Raw genomic sequence first — 16,528 nt, 5'->3', positions numbered from 1 at the left:
GATGCCGGGTTTTTGTATTTTCAAAACCACGTAGCTTCTGCTGTTTAATTTCATTGTGTTAATCGTGATTCGCGTGGAATCGACAGATTAACTGCCCGTTGCAATAGACGGCAAAGATAAGAAAGGACTGACTATGGCCCGCTATATTGGCCCAAAATGTAAACTCTCCCGCCGTGAAGGAACTGACCTTCAACTCAAAAGCACTCGCCGTGCGCTTGACTCCAAATGCAAACTTGACAGCAAACCAGGCCAGCATGGCCGCACTTCCGGTGCGCGCACGTCAGACTTCGGTAACCAATTGCGTGAAAAGCAAAAATTAAAGCGGATGTATGGGGTATTAGAACGCCAGTTCCGCCGCGTTTTCGCGGAAGCAGACCGCGTTAAAGGTAGCACGGGTGAAAACCTGATCAAATTGCTGGAAAGCCGCCTCGATAACGTTGTGTATCGTATGGGCTTTGCATCCACTCGTGCTGAAGCACGTCAAGTGGTTGGTCACAAAGCGCTCACCGTTAATGGTCAAGTGGTGAATATTCCTTCCTACGTTGTTAAAGTGGGTGACATCATTGCCGTTCGTGAAAAAGCGAAAAAGCAAGCCCGGATTATTGATTCGCTCCAGTTGGCAGAGTCTAGCGGCTTCCCTCAATGGGTAAGCGTTGACAGCAAAAAAATGGAAGGCACTTTCAAGGCAACGCCTGACCGCTCAGACGTGGCGCAAGACGTAAATGAGCAGTTAATCGTTGAATTGTATTCACGCTAATAGCTGCATGCCTGCTCATTGCCCAACCAGATGTCGTGGCTAGAGCAGGCAAATTGTATATACACCAGATTTTTTAACCATCCACAGCCTTATCGGTGTAACGAGCCGAGGGTATTGAAAGGATTGTTCATGCAAACCGCGTTGTTAAAACCACGTGTTATCGATGTAGAAGCCCTTGGCCCGAATCATGCAAAAGTCGTGATGGAGCCTTTTGAACGTGGCTACGGCCACACATTGGGAAATGCGCTGCGTCGCGTTTTACTGTCTTCCATGGTTGGCTATGCCCCGACAGAAGTACAGATTGCGGGCGTGGTGCATGAGTATTCAACCATTGATGGCGTTCGTGAAGACGTGGTGGACTTGTTGCTCAACCTCAAAGGGGTGGTATTCAAGCTGCACAATCGTGATGAAGTGACTGTTACCCTGCGTAAAGAAGGCGAAGGCGTGGTAACGGCTGCCGATATTGAACTGCCCCATGATGTAGAAGTGATCAATCCTGAACATCTGATTGCGTATCTGTCTGCAGGTGCGAAATTGGACATGCAAATTAAGGTCGAGAAAGGCCGTGGCTATGTTCCCGGGACACTGCGTTCCTACCGTGACGAGCCTACCAAAGCGATTGGTCGGATTGTTCTTGATGCCTCATTTTCTCCCGTGAGCCGAGTCAGTTACGCGGTAGAAAGCGCCCGCGTTGAACAGCGTACAGATCTCGATAAACTGGTCATGAATATTGAGACCAATGGGGTGATCGCGCCGGAAGAGTGTGTGCGCCAAGCGGCCCGCATCCTGGTCGACCAGCTTTCCGTCTTTGCAGCACTGGAAGGCTCGGCAGAGTCCGTGGAAGCACCACGGGCACCACAAGTAGACCCACTGTTGTTACGCCCGGTTGATGACCTTGAATTGACTGTGCGCTCAGCCAATTGCTTGAAAGCAGAAAACATTTACTACATTGGTGACTTGATTCAACGTACCGAAAACGAATTACTCAAGACACCAAACCTGGGTCGCAAATCACTCAACGAAATCAAAGAAGTACTGGCGTCGCGTGGTTTGACCTTGGGTATGAAATTGGAAAATTGGCCACCCGCAGGCATTGATAAGTAATTCTGCAAACCAGTTCAGCACAGCATGCTGAACTGGTTTGTAGCCGAAGTAAGCTTAATTTAGGTAGCCTAGGTTGCCAAATAGCCGTAGTGTAAATTGTTAGTTATAGTCGTCACTCTACCGAACCGCCCGATGTATCAATAGGGATAGAAGAATCGGCCCACAGCCAGCGTGCTGATCTAAAACTCGAAAGGAAATAACATGCGTCACCGTAATGGTCTCCGTAAATTAAATCGTACTAGCAGCCACCGTTTGGCTATGCTCCGCAACATGTCTGTTTCTTTGCTACAGCATGAAGCGATCAAAACAACCCTGCCTAAAGCCAAAGAATTGCGCCGCGTGGTTGAACCCCTGATCACATTGGCTAAAGAAGACACCGTGGCTAACAAACGTCTGGCCTTTAACCGCCTGCGTGATCGCGACGTGGTGTTGAAGCTGTTTAATGAACTCGGCCCGCGTTTTGCAAACCGCCCCGGTGGTTACCTGCGTATCCTGAAAATGGGTTTTCGCGTTGGCGATAAAGCGCCGATGGCCTATGTTGAACTACTCGATCGGCCAGAAACCGATGCTGCTGCCCCAACTGAGTCCGCAGCATAACTTGAGTTGAGCGCGTACAATAGAAGGCCAGCAAATCGCTGGCCTTTTTATTTGCCAGGGCGCCATGAGCCTGTGCGAGATACATTATTTCCACTGACAAGCGTTGACTAGGAGGAAAATGAGATGGGCACTGCCAGTGAGCAAATGTTGATTGTATGGTCAAATTTTCCCGATCAGCAAAGTGCCGAGCTCGCTGCACAAACGCTCATTGCTGCGAGGGCCGCTGCCTGCGTGAACCTACTGGCCCCGGTGCAGTCATGGTACGAATGGGAAGGCAAGGTCGAGCGTGCGACGGAAATCCCGCTCATGTTAAAGACAACAGCACGAGCTTATCCGCAAGTTGAAACCTTGCTGCGGGCAAGTCATCCTTACAAACTGCCAGAAATAGTCGCGGTGCCCGTCACCCAAGGACTGCCCGAATATCTTGACTGGGTCGCCCGCATGACCATCCCACCCAGCCCCGTCATTGTTTAACCATGCGTACTATTCATTCTTCATCTCTGTGCCGCTTTGCCCTAATCTGGCTCACCTTAACCCTGTTGGTTGTTCCAACCCTGGCGGAGGCCTGGTTTGGTAAAGGAACGGCGACGGAATTTCTAGCGCCACAGGACGCCTTCAAACTTCAAACAGAATGGCTCGATGAACAAACCCTGCAAGTTCATTATCGAATTGCCCCCGGCTACTATTTGTATCGTGAGCGCTTTGACTGGCAGAGCGATCCTGCCGGCAGCAAGATTACGGCGGCCTTGCCCGTGGGTAAGCCACACTTTGATGAAACCTTTAATAAAACGCTGGAAATTTACCGTGATGACTTGCGGTTTACGCTAGTGGTCACCCAGCCCGAATCGACGCAAGCCCTGCCGCTACAGGCGTTGCGCCTGATTTCACAGGGCTGTGCTGATGCTGGATTGTGTTACCCCCCTCAAACCACCCAGATTGCCTATCCCCCGCGAGGGCAACGCGCGCCAGCAAACACTGACCAATCGTCATTCGGCCAAACGGGTAAGACAGAGGTCGTACTCGACGAAAGCGGGCAACTACAATCCATCCTGGCCAGTCGCTCCCTCTGGCTGGCCTTGCCAATCTTCTTTGGCCTCGGCTTACTGCTCGCCTTTACCCCCTGTGTGCTACCGATGCTACCGATTTTGTCCTCGATAATCAGTGGCCGCGATGTAGTGGGTAACAAAGCGCATCCCCATCCCTGGCGGGCGTTTCAGCTTGCCCTCTGGTATAGCCTGGGCATGATCTTGGTCTATACCATGCTCGGCGTGGCTGCTGGCCTGGCTGGGCAAGGGTTAGCACAACTACTCCAAACTCCAGCGGCCTTGATTAGCTTTGCGCTGGTGTTGACGGCCTTAGCACTCTCTAAATTTGGCTGGTATGAGCTACAGCTGCCAGCCTTTCTCCGTCACCGTTTACATGGCCACTTAGAAAGTCAGTCTGGAGGGCAAGCACTGGGTGTGTTTGTCATGGGCGTGCTCTCGGGCCTCATGGTTGGCCCTTGTGTAGCGCCACCACTGGCGGGTGTGTTGCTGTACATCAGTCAGTCTGGCGATCCAGTACGTGGCGGCCTTGCGCTCTTCTCCATAGCTTCAGGGATGAGCGTACCCTTGCTGATTCTCGGTGCTTCTGCGGGGCACTGGCTACCGAAAGCGGGTGCGTGGATGAACCAAATTAAGCACGTATTTGGTCTGCTGTTGTTGGGCGTGGCGCTGTGGATGGTGCAGCCCTTGCTCCCCGATTGGGTGTGGCCGGCAGGGGTGGGTTTACTGCTGTTGGGTATGGCCGTGGTATTGCGTGCCTGGCAGAAATTGCCGCCGCATGCTGGCGGCAAAGCGCAGTTTTTTCAATGGTTAGGTATTGTCCTAGGCTTAGTGGGCGCGATCGAATTAGTGGGCGTGGCCGCCGGTGGGCGCGATGTGTTGCAGCCCCTTTCCGTGTTGCGTGGCAGCGCCGCAGCACCTGCGCATGTGAGCCTGCCGTTTGTGCGGGTGAAAAACGAACAAGCCCTAGAGGCGCTATTAGCAGACCTAGCCAGTGGCAAGCTGGGTAAGCGTGCAGCGCTTCTGGATTTTTATGCCGATTGGTGCGTGTCATGCAAAGAGATGGAACGCTTTACTTTCAGCGACCCCGCTGTGCAAGCAGCCCTTGCCGATACGCTCTGGATTCAAGTCGATGTGACCGCAAATAATGCTGAAGATCAGGCCCTACTCAAGCGCTTTAATCTCTTTGGCCCACCAGGTATTGTGTTCTTTGATGCACAGGGTAAAGAAATACCCGGTGCCCGCGTGATCGGTTTTCAAAACGCGGCAAAGTTTCGTCAGCATCTGGCGGCTGTACAGCGTCAAATTAAGCGCTAATTATCTGCATCCAAATCATAAATGGGCCTTCTAGAAATATAGAATTTCGGGCTCAGTATTCACATGCGGTGCGAGGAGGCGCACAGCGAAAGCTGAGATAGTACATAGAAGTACAGCGAAGCATGAGCGAGCATGCGACAAAGCAATTCGCCCGAAAAATAAATTTATAGAAGTGCACATAAAAACATGGCCCTCAAAGCAACTATATACAAAGCCACCCTCAGCATTGCTGATATGGATCGCGGCTACTACGCCGACCATGCCATTACGCTGGCCCGCCATCCTTCCGAAACGGAAGAGCGTTTGATGGTGCGCGTGCTTGCTTTTGCCTGCTATGCCCATGAGTATTTGAGTTTTACCAAAGGGCTATCCGATGTGGACGAACCGGACCTTTGGCAAAAGGACCTCACGGGCACGATTGATTGTTGGATTGATGTGGGTCAGCCCGACGAAAGCCGCATTCGTAAAGCTTGCGCCCGGGCATCCCAAGTAGTCGTACTGGCTTATAGTCACAGCGCCGATATTTGGTGGAAAGGCATGGCAGATAAAGTGGCGCGTTTCGCGCACTTAACGGTCTGGCAACTCGCGCCCGAACATAGCCAAGCCTTGGCCGCGCTGGCTGCACGCAACATGAGCTTGCAATGTACAGTGCAAGAGGGACAGATTTGGCTATCGAACCAAGAAACCACCGTGGCGCTAAATCTGCACACTCTAAAAACGCCTAACGAGAAAGAGTAAACCTGTGCAACACCTGCAATTTGAATTAGACCGCGATTACATCGAACTGAACAATCTATTGAAACTAAAGGGTGTAGTGGATAGCGGCGGCGCCGGTAAAGCCCTGGTTGCTGACGGTATGGTCACGGTGGATGGACAACTGGAATTACGCAAGACCGCCAAGATTCGGGCAGGCCAGTGCGTGGGCGTTGGTGGCGATGTCATCATTCAGGTAATTGTGCCCGCGTGAGCGATCGAGTCTCTTAGCGTGATTAGCGCTCAGGGCGGTCATCAAAAAATCGCTTCATGCGGAATACGAATAGCATGACGACGGCGATCAACGCCATGCCACCTATCGTTAGCCAAAATCCCCATGCCGTGTGCAGACCGGGGATAACATCGAAGTTCATGCCAAAAATCCCCGTGATCAACGTCAGCGGCATGAAGATGGCCGTGATCACGGTGAGCGTACGCATGATTTCATTGGTGCGATACGCCGTGGCGGAAAAATGCAGTTGCACGGCGCTTTCCACTGAGGCTTCTAAGCGGCGCGCATGGTTAAGCACACGCTGAATATGCTCCATTAAATCATTCACCCGCACCAGCAAGTGATCGGAGGGTAGGCGATGCACAGAGCCGTGTTCATCTGTGACCTCAAGGTGTTCATCGCGCCACTCTTGAATCGCTTCGTATTGTTCTTCACAGAGGTTTTCAAGTTTGCGAATTTCCATGCGCGATTCCAGCAAACTAAACCAGTTGGTGAACTTTTGCCGCGGATCAAGTAACTCGCGCTGCCATTGTTCAAGCTGGTCGGTTAAGGGCTGGCGTAGCTCAAGGTAACGATCCACCATACTGTTCATCAGCCGTAGCGCCAAGTCTTGTGGGCTGTTCGGGCAGCGTATAGACGCATCCTGAATGCGGGCACGGACTGCGGCAAAGCTGCGGCTATCCGCCGGGCGCAAAGAAACCAAGCCACGTGCACTGATAAAAAATACCGTTGGGCGGGTGCGCAGGCGAATAGTCTTTTGGCTGAGCTGCTCATCGCGATGGGGCGTGCGTTGCTGCACCCCACGAAAAATCAGCATTTGATACGCATGCGTCGAATCAAAGTAAGAGGGGTGCTGCGGGTTGCGTGCATCTTGCAGATGCAGATCCTCAATTTGAATGTGTAGCAGTCGTTCTGCCTCAACGCGCCAAACGGGATTGATTTCTTCAATACTGTGCTGATAAGGGAGATCAATCCAGACCATGCCATCTTGGGGCGAACCGTTGCTTTTCCAGGCTTGGCAGCCATGTTCATTGAGGTGAAAGATGTCCATGGTCATGGCAGAAAATTAGTTGGTGGCAAGTTGGTTAGCGATTTCCAGCAAATTACCGTCGGGGTCACGGATATACACCGAGAGAATTGACCCTTGTGCGCCCGTCCGTTGCACGGGGCCTTCCAGAATGGGCTGACCCACTTGTGTGAGGTGCGCGATGACTTCTGTTAGCGGCGTGGTGGTTAAAAAGCATAAGTCTGCCGAACCAGGCAGCGGGTGTGCCGCTTTGGGTTCAAATTCTTTTCCGGCCTGATGCAAATTGATTTTTTGTGTACCAAAGGCGAGGGCATGGCGCGGGGTGTCAGCAGCGCCAAAGGTAATCGCCTCCATACCCAACACGCGCACATAAAAGTCACGCGTCCTTGCCATATCTGTTACCGTCAAGACGAGATGATCGAGCTGGCTCAATTGCATGGGTGTGCCCCCTCACTTAAATTTTATAAGTAAGCTTTATAAGTTATTCTGATAACCACTGCGCCACTTCGCGGGCGTAATAAGTGAGTATGCCATCGGCCCCGGCGCGCTTGCAGCCTAAGAGCGCTTCCAACACACAGGCGCGCTCATCAATCCAGCCCTGTTGCCCAGCTGCTTTCAGCATGGCATATTCACCACTGACTTGATACACAAAAGTGGGGGCACGGTACGTGTCTTTCACGCGGCGGACAATATCTAAGTACGGCATACCCGGTTTTACCATCACCATGTCGGCCCCTTCTTGCAAATCTAGCCCCACTTCCCATAAGGCTTCGTCGCTATTGGCGGGATCCATTTGATATGTAGCTTTGTTGGCTTTGCCCAGATTGCCCGCGGAGCCGACCGCATCGCGGAAGGGGCCGTAGAATTTAGATGCATATTTGGCGGAGTACGCCATGATTTGGGTGTGAATGTGTCCGTGTGCTTCTAAGCCGGCGCGAATTGCGGCGATGCGGCCATCCATCATATCGCTCGGGGCCACAATATTGCTACCTGCGGCGGCTTGGACTTGCGCTTGCTGCACCAGAATGCGGGTGGTTTCGTCGTTCAGTACATAGCCATCGGCATCAATCACTCCATCTTGCCCATGGCTGGTAAAGGGGTCGAGCGCGACATCGGTGAGAATGCCCAGTTCAGGAAAGCGTTGCTTAAGCGCCTGCACCACACGCGGCACCAGCCCATTTGGGTTGAGCGCCTCTTGTCCATCGGGGGTTTTGAGCGCACTGTCGATCACGGGAAAAATCGCCATGACCGGAATGCCCAATTTCACGCAATCCTCAGCAACGGGCAACAGGGTATCCAAGCTGTAGCGAAACACGCCGGGCATGGAACCCACCGCCTCAGTCTTGCCTACGCCATCCAATACGAAGACGGGATAAATCAGATCATTCACACTGAGGTGATGCTCGCGCACCAAGCGACGAGAGAAGTCATGGCGGCGGTTGCGGCGCATGCGGCGCGCCGGGAAATGGCTGAGTATGGATTGTTGAGGTGAAGGGTGGGTCATAAGCAATCAATCCGACAAAAAGATTTTTTAAACATGGGCGAACTTTTTTAATTAAGAACACTCATAGTAAACATTGTAGTTTTCCTCCCTGAGCGGGTGCCATTGCAAAATGGCATACTTCACCCCGACCTAACACTAGGTCGGGGATTTTTTTATGGTGGCGCCAACAGGGATCGGCAAATTCAGCCATGTCAAAATTTGGGCTTCCGCTTCTTCCAGCCCGACGCGCTTTAAACTCGAAAAAAGTTGGATAGTATAGGGTGCCGCCCCCTCTGGCGCAGCACTCTCTTGGCGTCCCTTTAGGAAAGCCCGCCCCGCTTGAAGTACCTGTGCGGCTTCGCTCCGGGTTAATTTATCAGCCTTAGTCAGTAGGGTGTGAATGGGAATCCCCGTCGGCGCCAGCCAATCCATCAATTGCTGATCCAGTTCGGTAAAAGGCCGGCGGGCGTCGCACAATAGAATGACCCCTTTCAGGGTGGGGCGATTGACCAAATAATCAGCCAGCAATTGTTGCCAATGATGCTTGCTGGTTTGCGCCACTTCGGCGTAACCATACCCAGGCAAATCAACCAAATAACCGTGGAGCGTTTCTTTGCTCGTGAGAGAAAAAAAGTTGATATGTTGCGTGCGACCCGGCGTTTTACTCGCAAACGCCAGCCGTTTTTGGTTACACAGGATATTGATGGCGGTCGATTTGCCCGCATTCGAGCGCCCGACAAAGGCGACTTCTGGCATGCCGTAGGCGGGCAAGCTATGCAGGTCGTTAACAGTGGTAAAAAACTTGGCTTGGTGCAGAGTACTCATTATTAGCTCGATGGTAGCCAGTCTCGGGGTTCGCGCGGCTGGAAAGGTCGTCGGGGGTATTGTACAATCGCAGGCTGACTCGTGCGCTGCCACTATTTTCTCTTGTGGCATTGCATTTGGCGCAGGGCTTGGGCTCCAGACCGTCTGATTTGGGTTCCGCCCTGAACCATACAACACAAATTTGCACAATCCTGTGTCTATGAAGGTACTTATGAAAATTCTTGCCATTCTACGCTCTTGTTCCCTGTTCGCCGGTGTGGCGGCGCTAACCTTGTCTGCCCAGGCCTCAGAAAGCAAGGCTCCCGCCAAGGCTGACACTGTAAAAGGCCAGCAAATTGCTGCCCAGGTTTGCGCGGCTTGTCATGGTGCGGATGGCAATACCGGCACGCCCGCCTACCCAAAACTGGCGGGGCAACATGCTGCGTATTTAGAAAAGCAATTGCATAACTTCAAAGTCCAGCCTAATGCAAAAGAAGCGGAGCGTGCTAATGCGGTGATGGCTGGTTTTGCTGCGACGTTGTCTGCAGACGATATTCGCAATGTGGCGGCTTACTACGCAGAGCAAAAACCCAAGTTGGCTGCCGCTAAAGGCGACAAAACCAGTGTTGAACTGGGGCAGAAAATTTATCGTGCTGGCATTCGTGATAAAGGGATCGCGGCTTGCGCTGGCTGCCACAGCCCGAATGGCGCTGGGATTCCTGCCCAATACCCACGTTTAGCCGGGCAAAACAGCGAATACACCGCAGCCCAGCTGACGGCTTTCCGGGATGGGTTGCGTAAAAACAGTGCGCAGATGAGCGCGATTGCCAAGAAACTGTCGAAACAAGAAATTGACGCTGTGGCAGACTACATTGCTGGCTTACGTTAATTCTTGTATCACTTTCACGCTGAGTTGTTGGCGGCTGGTAAGTGCTATTAAGTCAGTGGTGCTAAGCGGGGGTCTCGCCACAGTCAGTCAGCATAGCAAGGGGTGGCGCAGCCACCCCTTTTTCATCGCAGGTGAGTCTAGGGCAATCGTGAGCGGGCAACCGCCTAAAGTGGCATGGATGAGTTGGGTCAAGTAGGAGCGGCGTGGCGTGAGCAGTGATATTTCGACACAAGGGGTGCAACTCGGGAATCAGCGCGGTTGGTTTGCTGATTTGGTGGAGTTGTTAAGCTCGATGCGTTTCGCGATTGCCTCATTGACGCTGATTGCGATTGCCAGCATCGTTGGCACCGTTATGAAACAAAACGAGCCAACCCCCAACTACATTAATCAATTCGGGGAGTTTTGGTACGCGATTTTTGACGCCTTATCGCTTTACACCGTATATACCAGCACCTGGTTTATTGCGGTACTGTTTTTGCTGATTCTCTCAACATCGCTCTGTATTCTGCGCAACGCACCGAAGATGGTGAAAGATGCCTTAGCTTGGCGCGATACCCTGCGCGAAGGCAGTTTGCGTGCTTTTGGGCATCATACGGAAGGCAATAGCAGCCAGCCGCCTGCGCAGTTAGCCCAGACCCTAGGTCAATGGCTGCAAGCCAAGGGTTACCGCGTCAAAATCAGTGAGCGTCCTAGCCCCGTCGCTGACGCGGCGGGCACCGAGCCTGCGCCGCCCGCCGCCATTCTGCTCGCGGCGAAACGGGGCGCAACGAACCGCTTTGGGTATATCTTTGCCCACAGTGCCATCGTCTTGATGGGAGTCGGTTATTTATTCGATACCGACATTCCCGTCAAAGTGCAAGCCTGGTTGTTCAATAAACAACCGATTCAGGGGGCCGAACGCATTAGTGAGGTACCAGAGAGTGGTCGTTTAAGCGCCCGCAACCCCTCTTTTCGCGGTAACTCACTCGTCCCTGAAAATGGCAGCACAGATGTCACCATTGTGAGCTTGCGCGAAGGGCTGTTGGTACAAGAACTGCCGTTTACTTTAACCCTGAAAAAATTCCGCATCGATTACTACAGCACAGGCATGCCCAAACTGTTTGCCAGTGATGTTGAGCTGTTAGACAAACTCAGCGGTGAGCGCATTCAGCGCACGATTGAAGTGAATAAGCCTTTAATCCATCGTGGCATTGCGATTTATCAGGCTAATTTTGATGATGGCGGTTCCCGCCTGACCTTACGTGCTTACCCCATGCAAGGCGCGGGTCAACAGACTTTGACGCTCAGTGGCACCGTGGGCCAAGTGATCCCACTCAGTCAGCAGCAGGGCAAGCCCTATCAGCTTGAGTTAACCGGTTTTCGTCCGATCAATGTTGAAAAGATTGACCCAGAAGTGAATCCCGAGGATAGCGCTGTGACTGGCCAAAGCCGTGGGTTACGTGCCCAGCTCGGCAGCGCAGCGAAAACGGCGAATGACAAGCATTTGCGCAATATCGGGCCGAGTATTCAATACAAGTTACGCGATGCAGCGGGGCAAGCAATCGAGTTTCATAATTACATGCTGCCGGTGCAGATGGAGGGTGCGGTCGTCTATCTGGCGGGCTTACGACAAAACCCGAATGACGCTTTCCGTTACCTACGCATTCCGGCTGATCCGCAAGGCGGCTTAGATGAGTTCATGCGCTTGCGTGCCGCGGTCGCCAACCCGGCGCTACGCGAGCTAGCCGCGCGGCAGTTTGCACAAAATGCGAGCCGCTTTTTCCCGGCAGAACGAGCCTCAGCGGGAGAAGCAACTACGCAGTTAACGCAAAGCGCACTCAATTTGTTAACGACCTTTGCCGGGGCTAATACTGCCTTGAGGCAAGCCAGTACCGAACCACAAAGTGGCCTCCAGGCGGTGGCCGAGCTGGTAGAGCGTACGATTCCTGCTGCCGAACAACCGCGCATGGTTGAAGTCCTATTAAAGATGCTGGAAGGTAGCATGTGGGAACTGTGGCAAGTGGCGCGCCAGGCAGATCGTTTACCGGCAGTCAGTGCGGATGAAACCAATGGCTTATTTCTGCGCCGTGCGCTCAATGCCGTGTCTGACAGTTTGCTGTATGCGGCCCCCGTCTATTTTCAACTGACTGACTTCGATCACGTGCAGGCAAGCGGTTTCCAAATGACCCGCTCTCCCGGTAAGCCGTGGGTTTACCTGGGGTGTTTGCTGCTGGTGCTGGGTGTCTTTGCCATGTTCTATGTGCGGGAACGCCGCCTATGGATTTTAGTCAAACCTGTCATGTCGTCCGCTGAAACTGCGAGTGAGGCCCTACTGGCCTTTTCTGCAGCGCGTCGCGGCCTCGATTTTGAAGACGAATTCGTGCAAATTCGACAAGACTTTGCCCAACTCCTCGCTGTTAAGGAAACCCATGGATCTGACCATTAATCTCCCCTGGTATCGACGCTGGCAAGGGCGTGACTGGCTCTTTGCCCTGGTTTTATTATGTGGCGCAGCCTTTGCCGAGCAGCGCTATCACAGCTATATGGACAGCTATGAGCAAATTATTTTGTTTGCCTGTGTGCCTGCCTTCGCTTGGCTAGGTTACGCCTGGCGGCGCTTACAGGGGCTATTTCTTACTGTCGCTGGGGCGGCGATATTGGCGGTGACCTTATATGGCCATAGCCTTAGCCAAGCAGAGCAGGTCTTTGGCCTGAAATATTTTTTGTCTAGTCAATCGGCAATCTTATGGATGTGCGCGCTGTTTTACGGGGCCTTGGTCTCCTACTGGTTGGGCTTGCTTACCCACGGGCCAACCGCAAGCTGGTTAGGAACCCTGCTGAGCTGGCTGGCGGTAGGCATGGGCTGGATCGGGTTATTGGTGCGTTGGTATGAAAGTTATCTGATCAGCCCCGATGTGGGGCATATCCCCGTCAGCAATTTGTATGAAGTATTTGTCCTCTTTTCGCTCATTACCGCGCTGTTCTATCTGTATTACGAAGAGCGCTATGCGACCCGCAGCTTAGGCGGTTTTGTTCTGTTGATTATCTGTTCCGCCGTCACTTTTCTGCTTTGGTATACCTTTGATCGCGGCGCTCATGAAATCCAGCCTTTGGTTCCAGCGTTGCAGTCCTGGTGGATGAAGCTGCATGTCCCCGCTAACTTTATTGGTTATGGCACCTTCTCCTTGGCGGCAATGGTCGGGTTTGCCTACTTGGTCAAACAACACAGTCAAACCACTTCCTGGGTGAAGTTACTGCCCCTGTTCATTTTGGGGGCGTTGCTGGGCGCAGAGCCCTTGATTTTCCGTAAATCTGGCTTGCCAAGTTACTGGGCAGCCTACTTCGCGATTTCAGCGATATTAGTCGGTGCGATTTTACTCGCGCGCAGACGCATAGGCCCATTACTGCCCGAGTTTGCCGTGCTTGATGACTGGATGTACAAAGCCATTGCGGTTGGCTTTGCCTTCTTCACCGTGGCCACCATTCTCGGGGCGCTGTGGGCGGCCGATGCTTGGGGCACTTACTGGCAGTGGGACCCGAAAGAAACCTGGGCCTTGATTGTTTGGTTGAACTACGCGGCCTGGCTACACTTACGTCTGATGAAAGGCCTGCGTGGCACGCTTGCCGCCTACTGGGCGCTGGTGGGTTTGTTGGTCACTGGATTTGCATTCCTGGGCGTGAATATGTTCCTATCCGGCTTGCATTCCTATGGGAATCTCTAAGCCATTGCGTTGATGTCGCCTATCTCGCTACCGCAACCCCTGATCTTCATTGATCTGGAAACTTCAGGCGGGAGCATTGAGCGCGATGACATTACCGAGGTGGGGATTGTCACGGTAACATTCGGCGAGGGTGAGCCAAGCTATGCCGAGTGGAGTCAGTTGTGCCAGCCTCGCCATGCGATTCCTGAATTTATTCAAGCACTCACCGGCATTACCAATGACATGGTGGCTGACGCGCCGACCTTTGATGAGATCGCGCCACAGCTTTACGCGCAGTTGCAGGGTAAAACCCTCATCGCCCACAATGCCCGCTTTGACTATGGCTTTCTCAAGCAAGCCTTTAAGCGCTGCGGCATGGATTTTCGTGCGACGACGCTCTGCACCGTCAAGCTCTCCCGCGCCTTGGCCCCGGTGCATAAGCGACACAATCTGGACAGCCTGATTGAACGTTACCAGCTCCAGCCCCGGGCGCGCCATCGCGCCTTAGCTGATGCGGAGATCCTCTGGCAACTCTGGCAGGCATGGACGGCGCAATACGGCGCAGAAACTATCGCGCAGGCGGTTCAGCGCATTGCGACTCGCCCCCAACTGCCGCCACAAATTGACCCTGAGATTATTGATCAAATCCCCAACACGCCCGGCGTGTATTTGTTTTATGGCGCACCGCTTGAGTCCGCAACCGCTGCAGCGGGCTCACCAGTCGCCTCGGCCGCCCAGCGGGCCTTGCTGTATGTGGGCAAAAGCAAAACTTTACGGAAGCGGGTGTTGGATCATTTCACCAGCGATCATCAGCGTGGCCGCGAAATGAGTCTGGTTCAACAAACGCAAGCGATTGAATGGATAGAAACCGCTGGCGAACTTGGGGCGCTATTACTCGAAGCCCAGCTCGTTAAAACTCGCATGCCCATTCATAACCAGAAACTGCGGCGGCAAAAGGCCTTGTGTCGGTGGTTTCTGGCTGATCCTTTGCAGGATGAAGCGTCGCCACGTTATAACCAACTTACGTTGGATTGGGCGGATGAAGCGTCCCCCCCGGCGACTAGTCAAAGCACGGGCCAATACTATGGCTTCTTTCGCAGCCAGCGTGCCGCACTGGCTATGCTAGAAAAAATTGTGCGCGACCATCAGCTTTGCCGCGTGACACTGGGACTAGAAAAAAACGCCCCTGGACAACCCTGTTTTGCGCGCCAACTCAAGCGCTGCAAAGGAGCTTGTGAACATACCCATGACAACACCGCAAATGGCGAAAGCCCACGGCAACACCATGCTCGTTTACTGTTGGCGTTGGCGCAACTACGGCAAAAAACCTGGCCCTATGCTGGCCCGATTGCCGTGGCGGAAGGCAGTGGCGAACGACGCGTACAGCATGTAATTGATAACTGGTGTTACTACGGCGCGGCGGAGAGTGAGGCGCATCTCGCCGAGTTGCTGTCACAGCGGCAAAAACCGCAGTTTGATTTGGATACGTATCACATCTTATTACAGCACCTTGAACGCTTGCCAAACGCCGCCATTACGCCTTTGACTATACCGAAAGCCGGGATGATTGATCCTTTGCTGGAAACCCTGTAAGGTAAGACGCTGTAAGGTAAGGCACTAATGGACGACTAAGCTCAATCTGCCATGCGCTATCCGCTATCCATTAGCGGTAACCAACAGTTGGCACTTAGCAAACCCCAAGCTTCACTCACTCTGCGAGGTAAACCGTGGCTGACCCAACGATACAACCCAGTGAAATTACACCCAAAGCCGTCTACGAGCAGCGCCGCCAACTACTTAAAGCGGCGCTCGCGACCGGCGCAGCCAGTTTCCCACTTGCTTTCCCGGGTTTGGCTGCCGCGAATACGTCCAGCCCCAGTAAAAAACTCGATGCCAAGCCCGGTAAATACGTGGTGATGGAAAAAACCACGCCGCAAGAGCTGGCCACCACTTACAACAATTTCTACGAATTCAGCACCCGTAAAGAAGCGCCTGCCGTCTTGGCGCGGGGCTTCGTTACCCAACCGTGGACGATTACGATTGAAGGCGAGGTCAAAAAATCAAAAGTATTTGATTTAGAGAGCTTGCTGAAACTCGCCCCGCTGGAAGAGCGCGTGTATCGCTTGCGCTGTGTCGAAGGTTGGTCCATGGTTGTGCCCTGGGTGGGTTATTCTCTCTCGGCGTTGCTCAAACAAGTTGAACCTACTGGCAATGCCAAGTATGTGGAATTTATCTCCTTGGCTGATCCCAAACAAATGCCGGGGCTGAGTTCAGGTGTGTTGGATTGGCCCTATGTCGAAGGGCTGCGCATGGACGAAGCCATGCACCCGCTGACTTTGCTTACACTGGGTATGTATGGCGAAACCCTGCCACCGCAAAATGGCGCACCTGTGCGCCTGACTGTGCCATGGAAATACGGCTTTAAATCAGCCAAGTCGATTGTGCGCATTCGCCTCGTGGAAAAGCAACCGGCTACCAGTTGGAATAAAGCTGCGCCACGCGAATATGGTTTTTATTCCAATGTGAATCCGCAAGTCGATCATCCACGCTGGAGCCAAGCCACCGAGCGCCGCTTGGGCGAAGACGGCCTGTTTCAGGCCAAACGCAAAACACTCATGTTTAATGGTTATGCCGATCAGGTGGCGAGCCTTTACACCGGCATGGACTTAAAACAGTTTTTCTAGATATCGCCGAAACTTACTGCGCGCTCCAATCTTGTGCCTGCGATGCTCAACGTACAACTCGGTACGCCTGCGCTTCTCGGCGCAACCTTGGATCGCTCGCGACAGTTTCGTCGGATGTCTATGCGTTTATATGTGCACCCCTTTTCTTTGAGATGCGT

At 53.1% G+C, this 16,528-nt stretch carries 16 protein-coding genes; 12 read left to right on the top strand and 4 right to left on the bottom strand.

What is annotated here, in order from left to right; all coding sequences use genetic code 11:
- Positions 1 to 133 precede the first annotated feature (133 nt).
- The 7 genes from rpsD to DU000_RS11645 all read left to right on the top strand — a co-directional run bounded on the left by rpsD (position 134) and on the right by DU000_RS11645 (position 5,785).
- Positions 134 to 757: a 30S ribosomal protein S4 gene (rpsD, locus tag DU000_RS11675; RefSeq protein ID WP_114403586.1), complete on the top strand. Its 624-nt coding sequence runs from the start codon at positions 134 to 136 to the stop codon at positions 755 to 757.
- 129 nt (positions 758 to 886) lie between these two features.
- Complete coding sequence (locus DU000_RS11670) at positions 887 to 1,861, top strand: DNA-directed RNA polymerase subunit alpha (protein ID WP_114403585.1); 975 nt, start codon at positions 887 to 889, stop codon at positions 1,859 to 1,861.
- Positions 1,862 to 2,062: 201 nt separating this feature from the next.
- Positions 2,063 to 2,458, top strand: a complete 396-nt coding sequence (gene rplQ, locus DU000_RS11665; protein WP_114403584.1) for a 50S ribosomal protein L17 — start codon at positions 2,063 to 2,065, stop codon at positions 2,456 to 2,458.
- Positions 2,459 to 2,581: 123 nt separating this feature from the next.
- On the top strand, positions 2,582 to 2,932 hold the full coding sequence (cutA, locus tag DU000_RS11660; protein WP_114403583.1) for a divalent-cation tolerance protein CutA: 351 nt from the start codon (positions 2,582 to 2,584) through the stop codon (positions 2,930 to 2,932).
- 2 nt (positions 2,933 to 2,934) lie between these two features.
- Positions 2,935 to 4,818 carry a protein-disulfide reductase DsbD gene (gene dsbD / locus DU000_RS11655; protein ID WP_114403582.1) on the top strand — a complete coding sequence of 628 codons (1,884 nt, stop codon included), beginning with the start codon at positions 2,935 to 2,937 and terminating at the stop codon, positions 4,816 to 4,818.
- A 186-nt stretch (positions 4,819 to 5,004) separates the two neighbouring features.
- Positions 5,005 to 5,556 carry a YaeQ family protein gene (locus DU000_RS11650; protein WP_114403581.1) on the top strand — a complete coding sequence of 184 codons (552 nt, stop codon included), beginning with the start codon at positions 5,005 to 5,007 and terminating at the stop codon, positions 5,554 to 5,556.
- Positions 5,557 to 5,560: 4 nt separating this feature from the next.
- Positions 5,561 to 5,785, top strand: coding sequence for an RNA-binding S4 domain-containing protein (locus DU000_RS11645; protein ID WP_114403580.1), 225 nt, complete (start codon positions 5,561 to 5,563; stop codon positions 5,783 to 5,785).
- 22 nt (positions 5,786 to 5,807) lie between these two features.
- On the opposite strand, the gene DU000_RS11640 is transcribed toward DU000_RS11645, so the two are convergent.
- From DU000_RS11640 to yihA, 4 genes are all read right to left on the bottom strand, one after another.
- On the bottom strand, positions 5,808 to 6,854 hold the full coding sequence (locus tag DU000_RS11640) for a magnesium transporter CorA family protein (RefSeq protein WP_114403661.1): 1,047 nt from the start codon (positions 6,852 to 6,854) through the stop codon (positions 5,808 to 5,810).
- A 15-nt stretch (positions 6,855 to 6,869) separates the two neighbouring features.
- A complete protein-coding gene (locus tag DU000_RS11635) occupies positions 6,870 to 7,268 on the bottom strand; it encodes a VOC family protein (protein ID WP_114403579.1) in 399 nt (132 codons plus the stop codon).
- Between the two features lie 43 nt (positions 7,269 to 7,311).
- Positions 7,312 to 8,334, bottom strand: a complete 1,023-nt coding sequence (gene hemB, locus DU000_RS11630) for a porphobilinogen synthase (RefSeq protein ID WP_114403578.1) — start codon at positions 8,332 to 8,334, stop codon at positions 7,312 to 7,314.
- Between the two features lie 135 nt (positions 8,335 to 8,469).
- Entirely contained in the window at positions 8,470 to 9,138 is a 669-nt protein-coding gene (gene yihA, locus DU000_RS11625) for a ribosome biogenesis GTP-binding protein YihA/YsxC (protein WP_114403577.1), read from the bottom strand.
- Between the two features lie 199 nt (positions 9,139 to 9,337).
- Between yihA and DU000_RS11620 the strand changes: the two genes are divergently transcribed.
- From DU000_RS11620 to msrP, 5 genes are all read left to right on the top strand, one after another.
- The gene (locus DU000_RS11620) at positions 9,338 to 10,006 is read left to right on the top strand and encodes a c-type cytochrome (RefSeq protein WP_114403576.1); all 669 of its coding nucleotides are present in this window, start codon (positions 9,338 to 9,340) and stop codon (positions 10,004 to 10,006) included.
- 208 nt (positions 10,007 to 10,214) lie between these two features.
- On the top strand, positions 10,215 to 12,431 hold the full coding sequence (locus tag DU000_RS11615) for a cytochrome c biogenesis protein ResB (RefSeq protein ID WP_240001892.1): 2,217 nt from the start codon (positions 10,215 to 10,217) through the stop codon (positions 12,429 to 12,431).
- Entirely contained in the window at positions 12,415 to 13,707 is a 1,293-nt protein-coding gene (gene ccsB / locus DU000_RS11610) for a c-type cytochrome biogenesis protein CcsB (RefSeq protein WP_114403575.1), read from the top strand. Before DU000_RS11615 ends, ccsB begins: the two co-directional genes overlap by 17 nt.
- 12 nt (positions 13,708 to 13,719) lie before the next feature.
- Positions 13,720 to 15,279 (top strand): 3'-5' exonuclease family protein, encoded by a 1,560-nt coding sequence (locus DU000_RS11605; protein WP_114403574.1) that lies wholly within the window; start codon positions 13,720 to 13,722, stop codon positions 15,277 to 15,279.
- A gap of 134 nt (positions 15,280 to 15,413) precedes the next feature.
- On the top strand, positions 15,414 to 16,370 hold the full coding sequence (msrP, locus tag DU000_RS11600; RefSeq protein WP_114403573.1) for a protein-methionine-sulfoxide reductase catalytic subunit MsrP: 957 nt from the start codon (positions 15,414 to 15,416) through the stop codon (positions 16,368 to 16,370).
- The last annotated feature ends 158 nt before the right edge of the window (positions 16,371 to 16,528 follow it).

The organism is Parvibium lacunae, from assembly GCF_003335215.1.
GTDB classification, from domain to species: domain Bacteria; phylum Pseudomonadota; class Gammaproteobacteria; order Burkholderiales; family Burkholderiaceae_D; genus Parvibium; species Parvibium lacunae.
The sequence above is the reverse complement of the archived record's forward strand: the minus strand, read 5'-3'. Positions and strand labels throughout refer to the sequence as shown.

What these genes read in the sequence shown, in the direction of transcription:
- rpsD (WP_114403586.1), top strand. Translation starts at nt 134, where the DNA reads ATGGCCCGCTATATTGGCCCAAAATGTAAACTCTCCCGCCGTGAAGGA.
- DU000_RS11670 (WP_114403585.1), top strand. Translation starts at nt 887, where the DNA reads ATGCAAACCGCGTTGTTAAAACCACGTGTTATCGATGTAGAAGCCCTT.
- rplQ (WP_114403584.1), top strand. Translation starts at nt 2,063, where the DNA reads ATGCGTCACCGTAATGGTCTCCGTAAATTAAATCGTACTAGCAGCCAC.
- cutA (WP_114403583.1), top strand. Translation starts at nt 2,582, where the DNA reads ATGGGCACTGCCAGTGAGCAAATGTTGATTGTATGGTCAAATTTTCCC.
- dsbD (WP_114403582.1), top strand. Translation starts at nt 2,935, where the DNA reads ATGCGTACTATTCATTCTTCATCTCTGTGCCGCTTTGCCCTAATCTGG.
- DU000_RS11650 (WP_114403581.1), top strand. Translation starts at nt 5,005, where the DNA reads ATGGCCCTCAAAGCAACTATATACAAAGCCACCCTCAGCATTGCTGAT.
- DU000_RS11640 (WP_114403661.1), bottom strand. Translation starts at nt 6,854, where the DNA reads ATGGACATCTTTCACCTCAATGAACATGGCTGCCAAGCCTGGAAAAGC.
- DU000_RS11635 (WP_114403579.1), bottom strand. Translation starts at nt 7,268, where the DNA reads ATGCAATTGAGCCAGCTCGATCATCTCGTCTTGACGGTAACAGATATG.
- hemB (WP_114403578.1), bottom strand. Translation starts at nt 8,334, where the DNA reads ATGACCCACCCTTCACCTCAACAATCCATACTCAGCCATTTCCCGGCG.
- yihA (WP_114403577.1), bottom strand. Translation starts at nt 9,138, where the DNA reads ATGAGTACTCTGCACCAAGCCAAGTTTTTTACCACTGTTAACGACCTG.
- DU000_RS11620 (WP_114403576.1), top strand. Translation starts at nt 9,338, where the DNA reads ATGAAGGTACTTATGAAAATTCTTGCCATTCTACGCTCTTGTTCCCTG.
- ccsB (WP_114403575.1), top strand. Translation starts at nt 12,415, where the DNA reads ATGGATCTGACCATTAATCTCCCCTGGTATCGACGCTGGCAAGGGCGT.
- DU000_RS11605 (WP_114403574.1), top strand. Translation starts at nt 13,720, where the DNA reads ATGTCGCCTATCTCGCTACCGCAACCCCTGATCTTCATTGATCTGGAA.